This window comes from Phenylobacterium sp., from assembly GCF_965284355.1.
GTDB lineage: Bacteria > Pseudomonadota > Alphaproteobacteria > Caulobacterales > Caulobacteraceae > Phenylobacterium.
Genome location: NZ_OZ260078.1, coordinates 821,465 through 839,873, shown reverse-complemented (window position 1 = coordinate 839,873; position 18,409 = coordinate 821,465). Strand labels below are relative to the sequence as shown.

At 69.6% G+C, this 18,409-nt stretch carries 18 protein-coding genes; 10 read left to right on the top strand and 8 right to left on the bottom strand.

Going from position 1 to position 18,409, the window contains the following annotated elements:
- The first annotated feature begins 18 nt into the window (after positions 1-18).
- Together ACQ66R_RS04200 and ACQ66R_RS04195 are read left to right on the top strand one after the other, a co-directional pair.
- Complete coding sequence (locus ACQ66R_RS04200) at positions 19-828, top strand: enoyl-CoA hydratase/isomerase family protein (RefSeq protein ID WP_430419511.1); 810 nt, start codon at positions 19-21, stop codon at positions 826-828.
- A complete protein-coding gene (locus tag ACQ66R_RS04195; protein ID WP_430419509.1) occupies positions 828-1,322 on the top strand; it encodes a GNAT family N-acetyltransferase in 495 nt (164 codons plus the stop codon). Before ACQ66R_RS04200 ends, ACQ66R_RS04195 begins: the two co-directional genes overlap by 1 nt.
- Here ACQ66R_RS04195 and ACQ66R_RS04190 read toward each other — a convergent pair.
- Genes ACQ66R_RS04190 through ACQ66R_RS04180 form a run of 3 tightly spaced genes read right to left on the bottom strand, consistent with a single transcriptional unit; the run spans position 1,319 to position 4,659 of the window.
- A complete protein-coding gene (locus tag ACQ66R_RS04190) occupies positions 1,319-2,311 on the bottom strand; it encodes a hypothetical protein (protein ID WP_430419508.1) in 993 nt (330 codons plus the stop codon). The two genes, ACQ66R_RS04195 and ACQ66R_RS04190, sit on opposite strands and share 4 nt — an antisense overlap.
- Positions 2,312-2,350: 39 nt before the next feature.
- Positions 2,351-2,968: a LuxR C-terminal-related transcriptional regulator gene (locus ACQ66R_RS04185; RefSeq protein ID WP_430419507.1), complete on the bottom strand. Its 618-nt coding sequence runs from the start codon at positions 2,966-2,968 to the stop codon at positions 2,351-2,353.
- Positions 2,965-4,659, bottom strand: coding sequence for a sensor histidine kinase (locus ACQ66R_RS04180; protein ID WP_430419505.1), 1,695 nt, complete (start codon positions 4,657-4,659; stop codon positions 2,965-2,967). Before ACQ66R_RS04180 ends, ACQ66R_RS04185 begins: the two co-directional genes overlap by 4 nt.
- Before the next feature lie 225 nt (positions 4,660-4,884).
- Between ACQ66R_RS04180 and ACQ66R_RS04175 the strand changes: the two genes are divergently transcribed.
- A complete protein-coding gene (locus ACQ66R_RS04175; RefSeq protein WP_430419503.1) occupies positions 4,885-5,676 on the top strand; it encodes a PEPxxWA-CTERM sorting domain-containing protein in 792 nt (263 codons plus the stop codon).
- A gap of 11 nt (positions 5,677-5,687) precedes the next feature.
- On the opposite strand, the gene ACQ66R_RS04170 is transcribed toward ACQ66R_RS04175, so the two are convergent.
- Both ACQ66R_RS04170 and ACQ66R_RS04165 read right to left on the bottom strand, forming a co-directional pair.
- Positions 5,688-6,452: an SDR family NAD(P)-dependent oxidoreductase gene (locus ACQ66R_RS04170; RefSeq protein WP_430419501.1), complete on the bottom strand. Its 765-nt coding sequence runs from the start codon at positions 6,450-6,452 to the stop codon at positions 5,688-5,690.
- A gap of 5 nt (positions 6,453-6,457) precedes the next feature.
- Positions 6,458-7,270, bottom strand: coding sequence for an enoyl-CoA hydratase/isomerase family protein (locus tag ACQ66R_RS04165; protein WP_430419499.1), 813 nt, complete (start codon positions 7,268-7,270; stop codon positions 6,458-6,460).
- A 161-nt stretch (positions 7,271-7,431) separates the two neighbouring features.
- On the opposite strand from ACQ66R_RS04165, the gene ppk2 reads away from it, so the two are divergent.
- Positions 7,432-8,526 carry a polyphosphate kinase 2 gene (gene ppk2, locus ACQ66R_RS04160; protein ID WP_430419497.1) on the top strand — a complete coding sequence of 365 codons (1,095 nt, stop codon included), beginning with the start codon at positions 7,432-7,434 and terminating at the stop codon, positions 8,524-8,526.
- On the opposite strand, the gene ACQ66R_RS04155 is transcribed toward ppk2, so the two are convergent.
- Complete coding sequence (locus ACQ66R_RS04155) at positions 8,517-9,605, bottom strand: SDR family oxidoreductase (protein ID WP_430419495.1); 1,089 nt, start codon at positions 9,603-9,605, stop codon at positions 8,517-8,519. The two genes, ppk2 and ACQ66R_RS04155, sit on opposite strands and share 10 nt — an antisense overlap.
- 125 nt (positions 9,606-9,730) lie before the next feature.
- Here ACQ66R_RS04155 and ACQ66R_RS04150 point away from each other — a divergent pair, with 125 nt between their 5' ends.
- The 4 genes from ACQ66R_RS04150 to ACQ66R_RS04135 are packed head-to-tail and all read left to right on the top strand — an operon-like array spanning position 9,731 to position 12,928.
- Positions 9,731-10,696 carry an alpha/beta fold hydrolase gene (locus ACQ66R_RS04150; protein WP_430419493.1) on the top strand — a complete coding sequence of 322 codons (966 nt, stop codon included), beginning with the start codon at positions 9,731-9,733 and terminating at the stop codon, positions 10,694-10,696.
- Between the two features lie 2 nt (positions 10,697-10,698).
- Positions 10,699-11,496, top strand: coding sequence for an enoyl-CoA hydratase/isomerase family protein (locus ACQ66R_RS04145; RefSeq protein WP_430419491.1), 798 nt, complete (start codon positions 10,699-10,701; stop codon positions 11,494-11,496).
- A 2-nt stretch (positions 11,497-11,498) separates the two neighbouring features.
- Positions 11,499-12,137, top strand: coding sequence for a glutathione S-transferase family protein (locus ACQ66R_RS04140; protein ID WP_430419489.1), 639 nt, complete (start codon positions 11,499-11,501; stop codon positions 12,135-12,137).
- Positions 12,134-12,928: a glutathione S-transferase family protein gene (locus ACQ66R_RS04135; RefSeq protein WP_430419487.1), complete on the top strand. Its 795-nt coding sequence runs from the start codon at positions 12,134-12,136 to the stop codon at positions 12,926-12,928. Before ACQ66R_RS04140 ends, ACQ66R_RS04135 begins: the two co-directional genes overlap by 4 nt.
- On the opposite strand, the gene ACQ66R_RS04130 is transcribed toward ACQ66R_RS04135, so the two are convergent.
- Positions 12,925-14,688: an alpha/beta fold hydrolase gene (locus tag ACQ66R_RS04130; RefSeq protein WP_430419485.1), complete on the bottom strand. Its 1,764-nt coding sequence runs from the start codon at positions 14,686-14,688 to the stop codon at positions 12,925-12,927. The genes ACQ66R_RS04135 and ACQ66R_RS04130 overlap by 4 nt on opposite strands.
- Before the next feature lie 159 nt (positions 14,689-14,847).
- On the opposite strand from ACQ66R_RS04130, the gene ACQ66R_RS04125 reads away from it, so the two are divergent.
- Positions 14,848-17,253, top strand: coding sequence for a M1 family metallopeptidase (locus ACQ66R_RS04125; protein WP_430419483.1), 2,406 nt, complete (start codon positions 14,848-14,850; stop codon positions 17,251-17,253).
- The gene (locus tag ACQ66R_RS04120; RefSeq protein ID WP_430419481.1) at positions 17,250-17,747 is read left to right on the top strand and encodes a DUF6702 family protein; all 498 of its coding nucleotides are present in this window, start codon (positions 17,250-17,252) and stop codon (positions 17,745-17,747) included. The genes ACQ66R_RS04125 and ACQ66R_RS04120 overlap by 4 nt, the downstream gene beginning before the upstream one ends.
- A gap of 60 nt (positions 17,748-17,807) precedes the next feature.
- Here the strand turns inward: ACQ66R_RS04120 and ACQ66R_RS04115 are convergent, their stop codons facing one another.
- The gene (locus tag ACQ66R_RS04115; RefSeq protein ID WP_430419479.1) at positions 17,808-18,311 is read right to left on the bottom strand and encodes a DUF4262 domain-containing protein; all 504 of its coding nucleotides are present in this window, start codon (positions 18,309-18,311) and stop codon (positions 17,808-17,810) included.
- Positions 18,312-18,409 lie beyond the last annotated feature (98 nt).

Below are 18,409 nucleotides of genomic sequence, written 5' to 3'. Positions count from 1 at the left end.
AAATCGAGGGAGGCGAGTGTGACCGACAGGCTGTTCGATCATCCGTGGCGGACGATCCGCGTCGAGCGGCGGGAGCACATCGTCGAGGTGGCCCTGAACCGCCCCGAGGCGCGCAACGCCCTGAACGGCGAGCTCATGGAGGAGCTGACCGAGGCGGCGGGGCTGCTGCGGCTGCGGACCGACGTACGGGCGGTGATCCTGAAGGGCGCCGACAACTACTTCTCGGCCGGCGCCGACCTCAACGCCAGCCAGCAGCGGACGTCGCTGAGCCTGATCGAAAGCCGCCGCGCGGTGATGGCCGGGCCCGACATGTGCCGCGCGTGGAGCGAGATCGAGGCGGTGACCATCGCGGCCATCGAGGGCTACTGCATCGGCGGCGGGGCGGCGCTGGTGATCAGCTGCGACTTCCGGGTGATGGGCGAGGGCGCGTACCTGCGTCTGCCGGAGGTGCCGCTGGGCATGAACATGAGCTGGCGCTCCATCCCCAAGATCGCGGCGCTGGTGGGGCCGTCACGGGCCAAGCAGTTCGTGATGTTCGGCGAGGCGGTGGACACCGCGACCTGCCTGAACTGGGGTTTCGCCGACGAGGGCGTGGGGAAGGGCGAGGCCGTCGTGGCCGCCCGCCGCTGGGCCGACAAGGTGGCCGCCCTGCCGCCCCTGCCGATCCGGATGACCAAGGAGGCGGTCAACGCAATCACCCAGGCCACCGCCCAGGCCTCGATCTACATGGACCGCGACCAGTTCCTGCTGGCGACGTCCAGCCAGGACTACCGTGAGGGCCTCGCCGCCTTCCGCGAGAAGCGGCCGGGCAAGTTCACGGGGAGCTGATGAGCGTCGTCCTGCGCACCGAGCGGCTGGTGCTGCGCAAGGCGCGGCCCGACGACCTGGCGGCCCTGCACGCCATGATGTCGGACGCTGAGACCATGCGGTTCTGGTCCACGCCGCCGCACGCGGACCTGGCGACCACCCGTGACTGGCTCGACGGCATGATCGCCGCGCCGCCCGAGACCAGCGACGACTTCATCGTCGAGAAGGACGGCGAGGCCATCGGCAAGCTAGGGGCCTGGCGGCTGCCCGAGATCGGCTATCTGATCGGCCGCCCGCACTGGGGCCAGGGCTATGCGCGCGAGGCCCTGGGGGCGTTCGTGAGCTACGCCTTCGCGAACCGGACCGACCACCTCACCGCCGACGTCGATCCGCGCAACACGGCCAGCCTGGCGCTGTTGGCGGGGGCGGGGTTCCGAGAGACGGGTCGGGCACAGCGGACGTGGTGCGTCGGCGGAGAATGGTGCGACAGCGTCTATTTCCGCCTGGACGCCTAACGGGCGGCGGCCGGCGTGGCCGCGGCCTCGCGGTCCTTCACGCGGCCGCCCGCCAGGATGTTGGTGAGCGCGTAGTTCCCCTCGTGGCAGGCGTACTCGAAGATCGGGACGCTGGTGGCGCGCATAGGGTGCTCGCCGCGCCAGACCTGGGTGTAGGCGCCGGGATCGTCGACCTCGAAGGTGTAGAGGATCTCGTCCGGGGCGATGCGCCGGAAGCGCTCGACGATCTTCGCGCGGGTCGTCAGCATGATCCAGTCGCCCGAATTCCAGCGCCAGCGGTCGTTGGGGCTGAGACCCGTCGTTTCCACCACCAGGGTGTCGCCGTCCCAGCGGCCCACGGAATCGCCCATCCAGGGGGCCATGGCGGCGGGCAGCGGCTTGCGGTCCATCATCCGCACGATGCGGGCCTCGTGGTTCTGCTCGCCGAACAGCACGACGTGCTCGGCGGTCTGCACGATCAGGATGTGATGGCGGTTGATGATCGGGGCCGCGACCCCGCCGCCGCCGCCCAGCAGGCAGCGCTCGTCGAAGGGCCGCGCCTCGGGGTGATCGTAGACTTCCTCGTCGGCCAGCGCCTTGTCGGCGGCGGCCTTGGCGGCGGGCGTGTAGGGCAGGCGGCCGTCGGCGGGGTCGACGATCTGCGAGCTGCGCGCCTCGCCGCGCACGCGGGCCAGCCCCTGCGGGCGCTCGAAGCGGTCGTCGTCGGTGACGCCGTCCGGCGGTGGAGGCGGTTCGTCGGGGCTGACGGGGGCGATCACCTTGTCGAAGCGCGCGAAGCCCTTGCCCTCGAACGCGGCGACCTCATCCGGCGTGGCGACGAGGGCCTTGAACGCCTTGGGCCGCTGCAGCCGGGTCATGCTGTCGTTGTCCCACAGTCCCTGGAGGTCGGGCTGGCCCAGGGCGGTGCGGGGCGTCTTGTAGGTCTGAGCGCAGGCCGATGACGCCAGGGCCAGGACGAGGCAGACCGTGAGGGGGGCGAGACGCAGCATGGCTAACGCGTTACGCGACGCAGCGTGGCCGTCAACGGCTCAATCGAGGCCCTGCTCCTTGGCCAGAAGCGCGAGCTCGGTGCGGGAGGACACCCCCAGCTTCTCGTAGAGGTTATGCAGGTGCATCTTCACGGTGCCCTCCGAGATCCCCAGGCTACGGGCGATCTCCTTGTTCCGCTGACCCTGGGCCACCTGGCGCACCACATCGCGCTCGCGGGGGGTCAGGTCGGCGGTCGGCGCCGGCGACTGCGCGAGCATGGTCATCACCTGCTTCATGGCCTCCTTGTCGATCCACTGGCCGCCGCCGAGCACGGCCTCGACGCAGCGCAGCAGCATCTCGCCCCCGGCGTCCTTCAGGACCAGGCCATCGACCTTCAGTTTCACCGCTTCGACCAGGGGCTTGGGCTCGAGCCCGGCGGTGAGGAGGATGATCTTGCAGCGCCAACCCTCGGCCCGGGCCTGGCGCAACAGGTCCAAGCCGGTGAGCGCCGGCATCTGGACGTCCAGGATCGCGACATCGGGTTGCAGGGCCAGGATCGCCGCCTGAGCCTGAAGCCCGTCCGAGCAGCGCTCCACGACCTCGTAGGGCGCACCGAAGAGACCTGCCACGGCGTCGCGCATCAGGGGGTGATCGTCGGCGATCAGCAGGGTGGTCATGCGGCCATCTTCTCCAGCGGCAGGTCGATGCCGACGCGGGCGCCGCGCGGGGTGCTGGCCAACCGCACGCGCCCGCCCATGGCCCTGGCGCGCTCCTGGAGCGAACGCGGCCCGACGGCGGCTTTCCTGAGATCCTCGTCCATCATCTCGCCCTGGAACCCGAAGCCCTGACCGTCGTCGATGATCTCCAGATCGAGGCGGCCGTGCGCGGTCTTGGTCTTGATCGTGACGTTGCGGGCCAGTCCGTGGCGCACGGCGTTGGCCACCGCCTCGCGAACGATGCGGCCGATGTCGTACGCGACCTGGGTCGACACCATCGGGCTATCCGACGCCAGTTCAGCCAGCACGCAGATGTTCCAGTAGCGCGAGAGATGATCGGCCAGTTCCTCCAGCTCCTCCCGCAGGTCGATCGGCTTCGGCGGCTCTCCGGACCGGGCCGGGCGCATGGCGGTGATGAAGGTCCGTAGCTCGCGCTGTTCCTCGGTCAGGGCCTGTCGCAGGCCCAGCAGCCGTACCTTGGCCGCCACCGGAAGGTTGCCGGCGCGCAGCAGGCCCTCGAGCTGCAGCGCGGCCCCCGCGAGGAACTGGAGCACGCCATCATGCAGGTCGCGCGACAGTCGCACCCGCTCGGCGTTGGCGGCGGTGGCGCGATGGGTCATCTGGGCGTGCCAGCGCTGTAGGCCGACCGAGATCTGGGCGCTGACCATCGTGCCGAACGCCAGGTCCTCGGTGGCCGGTTCTTCCTGGTCCAGCACCAGGATCACGCCGTCGATCGGATCGGCGCGGATCGGCAGCACCAGCATCCTCTCGAACGACAGGGTCTCCAGTAGCGACGGCGCGACCGGCGGGCCCCTCACGATGCGGGATCGGCCGTCCGGCCGGGTGATCGCCATGTCGCTGGCGCGATCATAAAGGAACACCGAGCCCTCCAGCCGCGGCGCCACCAGCCAGTCGTCGCCCCCGGGCGGCAGGACACGTTTGGCGTACTGGCCGGCATCGGCCTCGATCACGTTCAGATAGGGCTCGTCGCCTTCGGTCCACAGGACCATGCCGCGGCGGGTGCGGAAGAGATCGAGCGCATGGTCCAGCGCCTCTCGGGTGGGCGGCCCGGCCTCGTCGAAGCCTGTGTCCACCGGATTGGCCATGCGCGAGAGCTCTTCGACCAATCGTTCGAAGTGATGGCCGAAGCCGGTGAGGAGGACCGTCACCATCACGATGTAGCCGAGCCGGACGATCCATGAGAGGGCGGCGGCGTCGTCGTGGTTCGCGCCCAGAGCCGCCGACCAACCGGCCGGCAGGAACACTGCCAGGATCGTCAGGCTCATCAACAGCGCGCCGCGCGACCCCCACTGGATCGTGGCGCTGACGATCAGAAAGACCAGCGGGCTGAAGAACGGGCTCTCCGCGCCGGTCGTCATGTAGAAGAGCGCGGTGAAGACCCCCAGGTCGATCACGGTCGGGATCAGGGGCTGGCGCAGGACCCGGTAGGCGAAGCGCCGGCTGCGCGAGACGGCCAGCACGATGAGGCTATAGGCGAGGTATCCGCCGATGAGGGGGCGCACCAGGTCGCCTTCAAGGCTGGGCGCGTCTGGGCCGAACATGACGCCCACGGCCAGGAACCCCACCAGGACGGCGCGGGCGCCGGCCACCAGCCGCGTGCTTCTGACGTAGAAGAGTCCCCTGCCGCTCAAGCCTGTCCCCTCGTTCGGGCGCAGTCTGGAGCAGGCGCCGCGGCGTGCCCATCCTGATCGAAAGTTAGGGGTCGGCCCCCACCGTCACGCCAGATTGTTCGCTTTGCTGCGTCGCACATACTCGCAACCAAGGGGAGGCGGCGTTCTGTCCCGTGGCGAACGGCCCCGGGAGCGCACCCGTCTCCTGACAGTTTCACGGCCCTTAGCGGCCGAAAGGGGTTAGTGATGGGTGCGATGATGAAGGCGATGGTCGCCGCCGCGGTGCTGGCTTCGGTTGGCGGTTTCGCAGCGGGCGCGAACGCCGCGACGGTGGTCCAGATCGCGAGCTACACGCAGGTGGGCGGCGGCAAGACCTTCGCCTGGGACGGCGTCGGCGGGAATGGCGGCCGGCTGTTCACGAACTCGACCCTAGCGGCCAACGCCTCGGCCGCGCAGATCGGCGCGGCCAGCGCCCAGTGGGTCAACGTCATCTTCAATTTCAACGACGCCGGCGTCATGGGCCTTCAGGGGCAGCTGCTGTTCAACGCGACGGCGCCCACGGGCCCGGCGACGCAACTGACCGCCAGCGTTCCGATCCGCCAGAGCGGTCTGAACGGTTCGTTCGCCTTCAAGTACACCGGCGCCGGCCCGGTGACGGCCTACGGGACCACGTTCAATACCGGCGCGAATCTGCTGAGCGGGACGTTTACGAACGGCTGGCTCTCGGTGGGCGGCTCTTCGGGCGGCTTCGCCGACTCGTACGGCCTGACCGGCGGGACCGTGACGCTGGCGTCCAGCGTCATCCCGATGAACAAGCTGATCGACGGGGACCTGGGCTTCTCGTTCTCGGGCCTGTCGCAGCAAGCGGCGATCACCGGATCGAACGGCACGCGCCAGCTGCGGGACTTCCGCGCCTCTTCCGGCGCCAACTTCTCGGCCACGGCGGTGCCGGAGCCGACCAGCTGGGCGCTGATGATCGTGGGCTTCGGCGCGGCCGGCGCGATCCTGCGTCGCCGCGGCGCCCTCGCCGCGGCGTAAGGGGCGCGACCTCAGGCGTTCCGCGCCATCAGGCCGCCGTCCACCGGGATCGTGACGCCGGTGATGTAGGACGCCGCGGGCAGGCACAGGCTGAGCGTCATGTGCGCGACCTCCTCGGGTCGGCCGTAGCGGCGCATGGCGGTGCGCCGCCGCGCGTAGGTCTGCTTGTCGGCGTCGGGGATGGCGTCGGTCATCCCGGTGAGGATCGGACCCGGGCAGATGCAGTTCACCGTGATCCCCTCCGGGCCCAACTCGACCGCCAGCGCCCGCGTGAGGCCGGTGACTGCCGCCTTGGCCGCCGAATACGGGCTGTCGCGGCTGGTGGCGCCCAGGGCTTCGGTCGAGGCGATGTTGACGATGCGGCCGGCCGGCGACTGGCGCAGGTAGGGCAACGCGGCGCGGATGATCCGCTGGTGCGAGGTCACCAGCACGCTCATGGCGCGGCTCCAGACCTCGTCGTAATTCTCTGAATCGATGGGCGAAAAGGCGGAAATGCCGGCGTTGTTCACGATGGCGTCGAGGCGGCCGAACTTCAGGGCGACGGAGTCGACGACGTCCTGGATCGCCTGGGGGTCCGAGACATCCAGCGCCCACGCCTCGGCGCTGCCGCCGGACTGGCGGATGGCCTCGGCGACGGGGCCGCAGGTCTCGAGCTTGAGGTCGGTCACGGCCACATGCGCCCCTTCGGCGGCGAACACCTCGGCGGTGGCGCGGCCCATGCCGGAGGCGGCCCCGGTGACCAGGACGACGGAGCCGGCGACGGATCGGGTGGTCATGATCTTCAACGTCCCTGGAACACGGGTTGGCGCTTCTCGAGGAAGCTGGCGACGCCTTCCTTGTGGTCTTCGGTCTGCATCAGGAGGCGGATCTTCTCGATGGCCCAGGCCCCGATCTCGCGCGGGTCGCCGTAGGCGTACTTGCTGAGGCCCGCCTTCAGGTGGCGTACGGCCAGCGGCGGATTGGCGGCGATACGGCCGGCCAGATCGCGGGCCTTGGGCAACAGGTCGCCGTGGGCGGTCACCTGGCTGACGAGGCCGATGCGCAGCGCCTCGGCGGCGTCGAAGATATCGCCGGTGAACAGGAGTTCGGCGGCCTTGGCGGGGCCCACAATGGCCGGCAGCCGGTAGAAGCCGCCCACGTCGCAGACCAGGCCGCGCTTGACGAACAGCTCGCCGAACTTCGCCTTCTCGGACGCCAGGCGGATGTCGGCGAACAGCGCCAGCTCCATGCCCCAGCCGACGGCCGCGCCGTTGACCGCGGCGATGATCGGCTTGTCGCACTCCAGGGCCGCGATCGCCGCGGGCGTGGCGCTGAAGGTCACCGGCATCGGGGCGCGCGACACGGGCTTGGGACCGGCCATGATCTCGCCGACGTCGTCGCCCGAGCAGAAGGCGGGGTCGGCGCCGGTGAGGATCACGCAGCGCACGTCGGGGTCGGCGGCGGCCGTCCGCAGGCTCTGTTCCAGCTCGTCGTAAGCCGGGTAGTTCAACGCGTTGCGACGGTGTGGCCGGTTCAGCGTGATGGTGGCGACGTGGTCCTCCACCGTCACCAGCGTGTGTTCGAACGCGGCGCTCTTTTCGGCCAGCGAGACCATGGGCGCTCCTCCCTTTTGGGCGGCGACTGTTCGCCTGGGGGAGGAGCAGGTCAACGGTGACGCCCCGTCACCGCCGGGCGTCCGGATCATGATCCAGATCAAGGAAGCCAGGCTCGCAGGACGGCAAACGAGTTCATTCGGGAGCGAGGAGGGCCGCATCAATGACCAGCACTCGGAGAGCCGTTGCAGGCGGGTCGCCGACCCACATCGCGCCGGTGGCGGAGCTCACCGCGGACGACGTGGCCCGGATCACGGTGTCCGAGGCGGTCGACGCCGCACAGGAGGCCGAGCTTGTGGCGCTGCGATCGATCGGCGCGGCCGGCGACGCTGTCGCGTCGATCCTGGACGGCGACTCGCCGGACGATGCGGCGAAGCTGCGCAGGGCGCTGGACCTGCCGGCGAAGGCCAAGGTCCCGCGCAGCACCCGCGACGACCTGGCCGAGGATTGGCGGCGCGGGGGTTATCCCTACAAATACAAGATGCTGCGCCGGGACTACGAGGAGCAGAAGTTCGTTCTCCAGACCGAACTCCTCAAGCTGCAGGCCTGGGTGAAGACGTCGCGCCAGCGGGTGGTGATCCTGTTCGAGGGCCGCGACGCGGCGGGGAAAGGCGGCGCGATCAAGCGCGTGATGGAGCATCTCAACCCGCGTGGCGCGCGCGTGGTGGCCCTCGAAAAGCCCAGCGAGGTCGAGCGCGGCCAGTGGTACTTCCAGCGCTACGTGCAGCACCTGCCGACGGCCGGCGAGATCGTGCTGTTCGACCGCAGTTGGTACAACCGCGCCGGCGTCGAGCGCGTCATGGGCTTCTGCACGCCGGCCGAGTACGACGAGTTTCTGCGCCAGGCGCCGGAGTTCGAGCGCAACCTGGTGCGCAGCGGGATCCACCTGATCAAGTTCTGGTTCTCGGTCAGCCGGGACGAGCAGCGTCGGCGCTTTAAGGAACGCCAGGTGCACCCGCTGAAGCAGTGGAAGCTGTCGCCGGTCGACCTGGCCTCACTCGACAAGTGGGACGATTACACGCGCGCCAAGGAAGCGATGTTCTTCCACACCGACACCGCGGACTCGCCCTGGACGGTGGTGAAGTCGGACGACAAGAAGCGCGCCCGGCTGAACGCCATGCGCTACGTGCTGCACTCGCTGCCCTACGCGGGCAAGGATGCCGACCGGATCGGACCGGTCGACGACCTTCTGGTGGGGCGCGCCAACATCATCCACGAACGCGGCGAGCACGACCTCAAGTCGGGGCGCTACGTTTGATCTGACGGCGGAAGCAGCTGCCGCTCGACCATGACCTGCAGCCAGTGACGCAGGGTGTCCTCGCTGTCGTAGCAGGCGGCGAAACCGGCCTGCCGCAGCTTCACGGTGCTGACCAGGATCGGCAGGGCGATGGCTTCGACGCCGGGCCGCAACAGCGCATCGGCGTAGTGGTGGCTCTCGCCCAGCAGCGCCGGCAGCGGGATGGGGCGCAGAGCGTGCTTCGCGGCGAGACGGGTCCAGTCGTCGGCGCTCTCCGCCAGGATGGGCGCGAGGCGCATGGGTTCGGCCGGGCCGGGTTCCATCCCCAGCGCGTCGACGATGGCGGGCCACACTTCGGGCCACGCGAACACGTCGCCGTTGGTGATGTTGAACGTCTCGTTCGCAGCCGTCGGGGCTTCGGCGGCCCAGAGGAAAGCTTCGCCCAGGAGGCGAGGATCGACCAGCTCCATTACCTGCGGCGCGCCGCCGGGGTAGGGGAGCGGGAGGCCCTGCTCCCGGCGCACGGCGGCCCAGGCGCCGATCGCCAATAGCGGGTTCATCGCCGCGCCCCAGGCGGCGCCAACGATGATCTGGGGCCGGAAGATGGTCCAGGCGAAGCCGCGCTCGGCGGCCTTCGACCTCAGATCGTCCTCTTGCAGCCAGTAGAAGTTGGCGTGGTCCTCGCGCGGCGCCCGTTCGCGCGCGGGAATCGGGACGGCGTGGATGTGCGCGCCATAGGCCTTTGTGCCCTGGAGCAGGGTGACGTGCTGCAGATCGGCCGCCTCGGCCAGCGGCTCCATCAGGTTGCGCAGCATAGCGCGGTTGGTCGCCATCTGGTCGGCCTCGCGCCAGCCGGCCAGGAGGCCCGGCTTCTCGTAGAGGGCCGCGTAGACGACGTGGGTCACGTCCTTCAGCCCCGAGAACGCCGCGCGGCAGGCGTCGGCGTCGGTGAGATCGACGGCGATGTGGCGCGCGCCGTCCGGCATGGGATCGGGCGTCCGTCGCGAGGTGGCCAGCACCCGCCACCCGGCCGCCGCGAAGGCCGCCACGGCCGCCTCGCCCACCAGGCCTGTCGCGCCTGCGACCAGCACCGTCTTCATCGGCGTCTCCCTTGCTCGCCCCCCATCGATACTCCCATGCAACCCTGCCGCATGGTCAGTCTTGCCAGCCCTCCGCGGGCGGACGAAGCATGGCGCCCAACAGCTGTTTGGGAGGCGCAGAGGCCATGCCGGAATTCCGCACCGTCGACGCCGGCAAGGTCAGGATCCGCGCCGCCGTGGAGGGCGAAGGGCCGCTGGTGGTCATGGTCCACGGCTTCCCCGAGAGCTGGTACTCGTGGCGCGACCAGATCGGGCCTGTGGCAAAAGCCGGCTACCAGGTGGCCGCCATCGACGTGCGGGGCTACGGCGGGTCGGACAAGCCGCACCCGATCGAGGCCTACGACATGGAGGCCCTGACCGGCGACGTGGCCGGTGTGATCGACGCGCTGTCGGACGACGGCCAGGCGATCCTGATGGGGCACGACTGGGGCGCGCCCATCGTCTGGAACACGGCGTTGTCGCGGCCCGACAAGATCAGGGCGGTGGCCGGCCTGTCGGTGCCCTTCACGGGCGTGCCGCACAAGCCCTTCAGCGAGGTCTTCAAGGAGCTCTTCACCGACAAGGGCCACTTCTTCTACCAGGCCTGGTTCCAGGAGGTGGGGCCGCCCGAGGCCGAGGCCGAGAAGGACGTCCGCGACTTCCTGCGCAAGTTCTACTTCGGCATCTCGGGCGACGCGCCCGACGGCTCGTGGCCGGCCAAGAAGCACGGCGCCAGCCTGCTGGAAGGGATGATGGATCCCGGCGAGTTCCCCGCGTGGCTGACCGAGGAGGAGCTGGACTACTACGTGGCCGAGTTCGAGCAGTCCGGCTTCCGCGGGCCGATCAGCCGCTATCGCAACCACGAGCGCGACTTCGCCTGGCTGCAGCAGTTCAAGGACCGCAAGCTGGAGATGCCGACGCTGTTGATCGGCGGCGACCGCGACCCGGCGTTCAACGGGTTTGGCCGCATCCCCGACCCGGGCGCGCTGATGCGGGCGTTCGCGACCGACCTGCGGGGCGTCCACATCCTGCCCGGTTGCGGGCACTGGACCCAGCAGGAGCGGTCCGACGAGGTGACCGCCCTCCTGCTCGACTGGCTGAAAGGACTCTGATCATGGCCGACCTGGAACTGCGCCAAGAAGGCGAGGTGGTCTGGGCCACCATGAACCGGCCCGAACGGCTGAATGCGCTCAGCCGCAACCTGGTGACCGAGCTGCGGGAGTTCTTCGTGGGGCTCTACTGGCGCCGCGACGTGCGCGTGGTGGTGCTGCAGGGGGCTGGCGCCGCCTTCTGCGCCGGGCTCGATCTGAAGGAGCGCGGCGACCCGCAGGGCAGCCGCTCGATCGGCGCGGGCCTGACCCGGCAGCGCGAGATCAGCGAGATCGTCATCGCCATGCGCCGCTGTCCGCAGCCCATCATCGCCTGCGTGAACGGGGCGGCGGCCGGGGGCGGCTTCGCGCTGGCGCTGGCGTCGGACGTGCGGATCGCGACGCCGAAGATGCGCATGAACGCGGCCTTCATCCGCATCGGCCTTTCGGCCTGCGATATCGGCGTGAGCTACTTCCTGCCGCGCATGGTGGGCTCGTCGGTGGCCGCCGAGTACATGCTGACCGGCCGGTTCATCGATGCGCAGCGGGCCTATCAGCTGGGCCTGGTGAGCCGGGTGGTCGAGCCTGACCAGCTGGAGGCCGAGGCCAGGGGCTTCGTCGAGGACATGCTGCACGCGACCCCGCTGGGTCTGCGCCTGACGAAGGAGGCGCTGAACCACGCCATCGACGCGGGGGGCCTGGAGGCGGCCATCGCGATGGAGGACCGCAACCAGATCCTGGCCAGCTCGGACGGCGACTTCCAGGAGGGCGTCCAGGCGTTCCTGGAGAAGCGCAAGCCGAACTACTCCAAGCGGGACGCCTGACCGTGATCGAGCTCTGGCACTGTCCCGACGCGCGCTCATTCCGGCCGCTGTGGGCGCTGGAGGAGTTGGGGCTGCCCTACGAGCTGCACCTGCTGCCCTTCCCGCCGAGGGTCCGCGAGCCGGGCTACCTGGAGATCAATCCGCTGGGCACCATTCCGGCGCTCAAGGACGGCGACACCTTCATGTCGGAGAGCGCGGCCATCGTGCAGTACCTCTGTACGCGCCACGGTCCCAGCGACCTCGCCGTCGCGGTGGACGATCCGGCCTATGGCGCGTGGCTGAACTGGCTGCACTTCGGCGAGGCGACGCTGACGTTCCCGCAGACCCTGGTGCTGCGCTACCGCCAGTTCGAGCCGGGGAAGGCCGAGGTGGTGGCCGACGACTACGCCCAGTGGTTCCTCAGCCGCCTGCGCCACGTAGACCGGGCGCTCGGCGACGGGCGGGAGTGGCTCTGCGCGGGCCGGTTCACCGGCGCTGATATTTCCGTGGGTTACGCGCTGCTTCTCGCGAAACAGCTGAAGCTGGACGGCAAGTTCTCTCCGGCCATCCAGGCCTACTGGGACCGGCTGAAGAACCGCCCGGGCTTCAAGGCGGCGAAGGCCGCGCAGAAGATGGATCTCTCGGAGGCGCTGTCGACATGATCACGCTCTACGACCACCCGTTTTCGCCCTACGCCCAGAAGGTCAAGATCTCGCTGCGGGAGAAGGGGCTGGCCTATGAGGCGCCCATGCCCGGCGGGCTCGGCGCGGGCGGCGCGCAGGGGGCGTTCGTGGAGGCCAGCCCGCGGGCCGAGGTGCCCGCGCTGGTGGACGGCGACGTCCGCATCTTCGATTCCACCATCATCCTGGAGTACCTGGACGACGCCTATCCCGAGCCCGCGATGCGCCCGAAGTCTGCGGCCGAGCGGGCCCGCGTGCGGATGCTGGAAGAGGTGATGGACACCCACTTCGAGGCGATCAACTGGGGGCTCTCGGAGATCCGCTGGTTCCGCCGCGCCGAAGGCGAGAAGGCCGAGGCGCTGTTCGCCGCGGCCAAAGCCCAGACCGACGGCTTCTTCGCCTGGCTGGAGCAGCAGTTGGGCGAGCGCGAGTGGTTCAACGGCGAGACGTTCGGCTGGGGCGACCTGTCGGTGGTCCCGTACCTGAACGGCTCAGTGGGCCACGGCCATCCGCCGCCCGAAGGCTCCAAGCTCGCCGCCTGGCTGGCGCGGGCCAACGCGAGGCCGTCGGTGGCCGCCTGCGTGGCCGACATCGCGGCGCTGAACTCGGCCGGCGCCTCGATGACCAACGTCGCCGAACTGGTGGAGCAGGGCCTGTTCAAGCGCGAGTACCGCGACCACCGCCTGGAGTGGATGATCAAGTCGGGCGGCATCGACGTGGTCCTGAAGGGCCTGGAGCGCGACAACATCCGCTTCGCGCCGGCCTTCAGCTAGGCCAGCAGCGCCTCGGCCACGAGGTCGGGGTGCGAGGCGTGGAGCATCCGCCCGGCGTCGGGGCGGCGGATCAGGCGGTGGCCGGGCAGGGCCGCGTTCCAGAGGGCGTCGGCGTCGCCCGGGCGGTAGAGCACGTCCTGCTCGCCGATCAGTCGGGTCCAGGCCGAGCCGTCGGGAAGACGGGGCGGCGTCCACGAGAGATAGGCCCGCTGTTCGTGGGTGAACCCCCAGGTGGAACGCAGGGCCGCCAGGCGGGCGGACTCCACATAGTCGTCGACGACGGTGCGATCCGTCAGCAGGGCGGTGTCGGCGGCGCTGTTGCTCAGCGAGTTGCGGAGGAGGCGCTCCAGGGTCTGGGGGCTGAGCCGGCTGCCGAGGAAGCGGGCCAGGACGTCGATCATGTGCGGCTGGCGCACGAACAGCCACTTGGCCCCGTTCATGAACCCGTCCCACCGGCTGTCGACGGCGTAGGGCGTGAAGGGGTTGATCAGGACGGCGCGCTCGATCCGCTCGGGATGGGCAAGGCCCAGCCGCAGGGCCGCGTCCTCGCCGCCGCGGCAGAGCAGCCGCACCTTCTTGAGCCCGAAGGCGTCCATCACGGTCAGCAGGTCAGAGAGCGCCGCGTTGTCGGGATCGCGCTCGGGCGCGTCGGTGAGGCCATAGCCGGGGCGCTCGACGGCGATGGGGCGCAGGCCGCGCGACTGCAGGGCGTGGACCAGGCGACGGTCCAGCAGCGAGCCCGTGGCGGCGCTGTGAAAGAGCAGCGTGGGCCGGCCGCTGGCGGGGCCGAAGTCGGAGAGCGCGATCCGGCCCGCCTGGTCCCGGCGATTGACGAAGCGCAGGGGGCGCAGCGCGCCCCAGGAGGCGCCCGCCGTCAGGTTGCGATTGCCGGCGACGCCCAGCAGCACGACGGCCTCGGTGGTGAGCCGCGACAGGTCGGTGGCGCTGCGCAGGCCGAAGCGGTCGAACAGGGCGCTGAGCTCGTCCTTCATGGCGTGCTCGCTGATGCGCAGCGTGGCGGCGGCCTCGCCGCGGGTCAGGCCCACGGCCAGCAGAACGCAGGCGCCGGCGCCGCGTTCGGACAGGCCCAGGGCCTCGCGCAGCTGATCGGCCTGGGCCAGCTGCAGGTCGCCGCCGCCGACCGCGGCGTGCAGCAGGCGCACCAGGTCGGTCTGGCGGCTCGCGCCGGCCTTGCGCATCGCGAACTTCAACGCCTTGCGGGCGGTCTCGTAGCCCACGCCGGCCAGCTTGGCGCCCTCGATCAGGTCGCCGGCCGAGATCAGACCCTGGACGGTGCGCGCCTCGACGGGCGTGAGCCGCCAGCTGGCCAGGGCCCGGTCGGCCAGGTCGCGCTGCTCGAACGGCCGGTAGGCGAGCGCGGCGAAGGCGCCCGGAGCGTGGGCCGCCAGCATGTCGGGCGGCAGGCTCCAGGCCTGCGCGTCCTCGCTACGGCCCAGCAATATAACCGTACTGGCCCCGCCGCGGGCGGCGACGGGAACGAGCGCGGGCGCGCGGGGGCCGCGGAGCCAGCCTTGGATCGCGTGGGTGACGTCGCCGGCGTCGAACCAGCGCCCGAAGCGCTCGTCATGGCCGCGAACGCCGCCGTCGCCGTCGAGGACCGCCAAAGCCAGCGCGCCGGCCGGCACCGTCACGGGCGCGCCGCCGCTCCCGTCGTCGGCCGGATGGACCGCCGCGCCGATGCTGGCGAGGATCCGGTCGGCCTCGCCCCCAGGGTCAGATTGTCGGGCCAGCCGCGGCATGGAACGACGATACGTGGAAAGGCCTTACGGACAACCAAACGCACCCGTCACGCGAACACCGGACGCCCGTTCGTCGCGCACGGCGCGTGCACGAGCTGGGTCGATCTTGCCAAGCTCGCCGAAAGGCGGGATGGACGATCACGACAGTTCGGGGCGTTCATGAACAAGATTATTGCGCTCGCGTTGGCCGCTGTGGTCGGCGCGTTTCTGGTGTCGCCGGCGGCGGCGAGCCCGGTCGAGCAGACCAAAGCGCCCTGGAAGGACGCCTTCCGCCAGCTGGAAGGCGAGGAGTGGCCGACGCCCACCGACTATCGCAGCGCCAGCGGGGCCCCGGGCCATCGCTACTGGCAGCAGAAGGTCGACTACAAGATCCAGGCCCGCCTGGACGAGCCGACCAAGACCGTCACCGCCAAGGCGACGATCACCTACAAGAACAACTCGCCCGACCGACTGACCTACCTCTGGCTCCTGATGGACCAGAACATCTTCCGCCGCGACTCGATCGCCGAGCGGACGGCGACGGTGGGTTCGGCCAACGAAATCAGCCTGAACCAGCTGCGCCGCGTGCAGAAGTTCAAGGAGTGGGAGGGCGGCTTCAAGCTGATCTCGGTGAAGGACGGCTCGGGCCGGACGATCCCGCACACGGTGGTCGACACCCTGATGCGCGTGGACCTGCCGCAGGCGCTGGCCTCGGGCGCGTCCACCACCTTCACCGTCGAATGGTCGTATGCGCTGAACGAGAACAAGGTCGTGGGCAGCCGCGACGGGTATGAGTGCTTCACCAAGCCCGGCGAGGACGGCAACTGCCTGTTCCTGGGCGCCCAGTGGTTCCCGCGTCTGGCGCGCTACACGGACTATGAGGGCTGGCACAACAAGGCCTTCCTGGGCTCGGGCGAGTTCACGCTGGAGTTCGGCGACTACGAGGTCGCGCTGACCGTGCCGAACGACCACGTGGTGGCCTCGACCGGCGACCTCCTGAACCCCGGCGCTGTGCTGACGTCGGCACAGCAGTCGCGGCTGGCGCAGGCCCGCAACGCCAAGGAACCCGTCTACATCGTGACCCCCGACGAGGCGCTGGCCGCCGAGAAGGGCAAGGCCACGGGCGTGAAGACCTGGGTGTTCCGCGCCAACAACGTCCGCGACTTCGCCTGGGCCTCGAGCCGCAAGTTCGTGTGGGACGCCATGGGCGTGAAGCAGGACAGCGCCGAACAGCCGCTGGTCATGGCGATGAGCTTCTACCCCAAGGAGGCCCGGCCGCTCTGGGACGCCTGGTCGACCAAGGCCATCGCCCACACGATCGACACCTACAACGACTTCGCCTTCCCCTATCCGTACTCCAAGGCCCAATCGATCAACTCGATCAACGGCGGGATGGAGTACCCGATGATGACCTTCAACGGGCCGCGCCCGGTGAAGGACAAGAAGACGGGCGACATCACCTACACCGAGCGCACCAAGGCCGGCCTGATCGGCGTGGTGATCCACGAGATCGGGCACACCTACTTCCCGATGGTGGTGAACTCGGACGAGCGCCAGTGGACCTGGATGGACGAGGGCCTGAACACCTTCCTCGAGTTCCAGGCCGAGAAGCGCTGGTCCAAGGACTTCCCGGCCTACGACGGCGAGCCGCGCCACATCGTCGAGTACATGGTCAGCCAGAACCAGGTTCCGGTGATGACCCAGTCGGACTCGCTGCTGCAGTTCGGTCCGAACGCCTACAGCAAGCCCGCGACCGCGCTGGTGATCCTGCGCGAGACGGTGCTGGGGCGCGAGCTGTTCGACAAGGCGTTCAAGGACTACGCCACCCGCTGGCGCTTCAAGGGCCCGACGCCCTACGACTTCTTCCGCACCATGGAGGAATCGAGCGGCGTCGACCTCGACTGGTTCTGGCGAGGCTGGTTCTACTCGACCGACCACGTGGACATCGCGTTGGACGGCGTGGTCGCGGCCAAGCTTGAACCGGCCGACGCCGAGGCGCTGGCCAAGTCGCGACGCGACCGCGTCGCGTCCGAGCCGCCGAGCCTGACCGAGAGCCGCAACACCGAGCCGACCTACGCCGAGCGCGACCCCAAGGTCCGTGACTACTACGACAGCATCAACCGCAACGACGCGACCGTCGCGGGGCGCAAGAAGGCAAAGTCCGCCGACGAGGACCTCACGACCGAAGAGCGCGTCGCGCGCAACCAGACCGACACCTTCTACCGCTTCTCGTTCAGGAACGTGGGCGGGCTGGTGATGCCGGTGATCGTGAAGCTGGATTTCACCGATGGCTCCACCGAGACCGTGCGCATCCCGGCCGAGATCTGGCGGCGGAACTCCAAGCAGGTGACCTGGCAGTATGTGACGCCCAAGACCCTGAAGCGCGCCGAGCTGGACCCCCTGTGGGAAACGGCCGACGCCGACCGCGACAACAACCTCTTCGAGGGTTCGGGCGCGGCCAAGGTGCTGAAGCTGTCGCCCGGGCGGCCCGAGGACGAGAACAAGCTGAAGGACAACGAGCTGCGCGTCGCGCCCGACAGCCTGGCGCCGCTGCCCGCGACGAAGCCCGCGGACCCGCCCAAGTGAGGCTGTTCGCGACGTTGATCGGGGCGGCGATGCTCGTCGTCCCGGCGGCGGCGTTGGCGCACCGGGGGCATGCTTCGCTCACGGTGATGGAGATCGACGCGGCGAGCGGGACGGTGAAGATCAGCCACCGCATGGCCGCTCACGACGTCGAGCCGGCGCTGTCGGTGATCGCCCCCGACGACCAGCAGAGCCTGGACGACCCGGCCGCCGTGAAGGCGCTGGAAGCCTATGCCGGGCGCGCCTTCCAGGTGTGGGACGCCGACGGCAACCGGGTGAGCCTGACGCACCGCGACACGATCCTGGCCGGCGACAGCGTCGAGCTGGTCTACACCGCCCAGCTCCCGGCGCCCGCGAAGGCGGTGACCGTGGACTCCAACCTCTTCGAGGACGCCCACGACGACCAGGAGAACCAGGTCAACGTGCGGCGCGGGAAGGTGACGAAGACCGCACTGTTCCGGCTGGGCGACGGGGCGCAGAGGATCAGCTTCGACTGAGGTGCGGGGGAGGTTCGCCGATCTGACTCGCCGAACGTCAGCAACGGTGGCCAACAGGCCTCAGCCGCGAAGCTCGGCGGCCCAGCCCCGTGGCGACAGGTCTGGCTGGCGGTTCAGCAGAGTCGCGTCGAACCCGGTTTCCCAGGGAAAGCGGCCCTGATCGGACCACACGAGCTGGACGACGGGAAAGTCGTGTTGCTTGTAGAACCAGCGGCTTGACAGCAGGTGCGTGGCGACCGCTTCCGGCCTCACGGGGAACAGGTAGACGTCCTCGCCGGCTAGGATGCGCGGAACGGGCTCCATCACGGGAAACGTCCGACCCGACCGAAGCTCGGCCATCATCTGCCCGAACACATTGTGCGCCAGGTCGGGCGGGAAATCGAATACCAGGACCTCGGCGCCCTGCGAGCTCCACCAGAAGCCCGTCGTGTAGCTGAACGCCGGGTCGTCATCGTACTCGCCCACCGATGTGGTCTGCCATCCATGCTCCCGGATCATCGCTACGAGATTCTTCTCGTAGTCGTTCAGGATCGCGACAGGATCATCTAGCGCTGTTTCGAGCATCGTCGTGCTTGTATGGCCAGCAGCGGCAACTTCCGCAACGGGTCGGGACCGTTCCCTGGCTTCGCACCCGAAAGCCGACCGTTGCGCGCGGGCTGAGA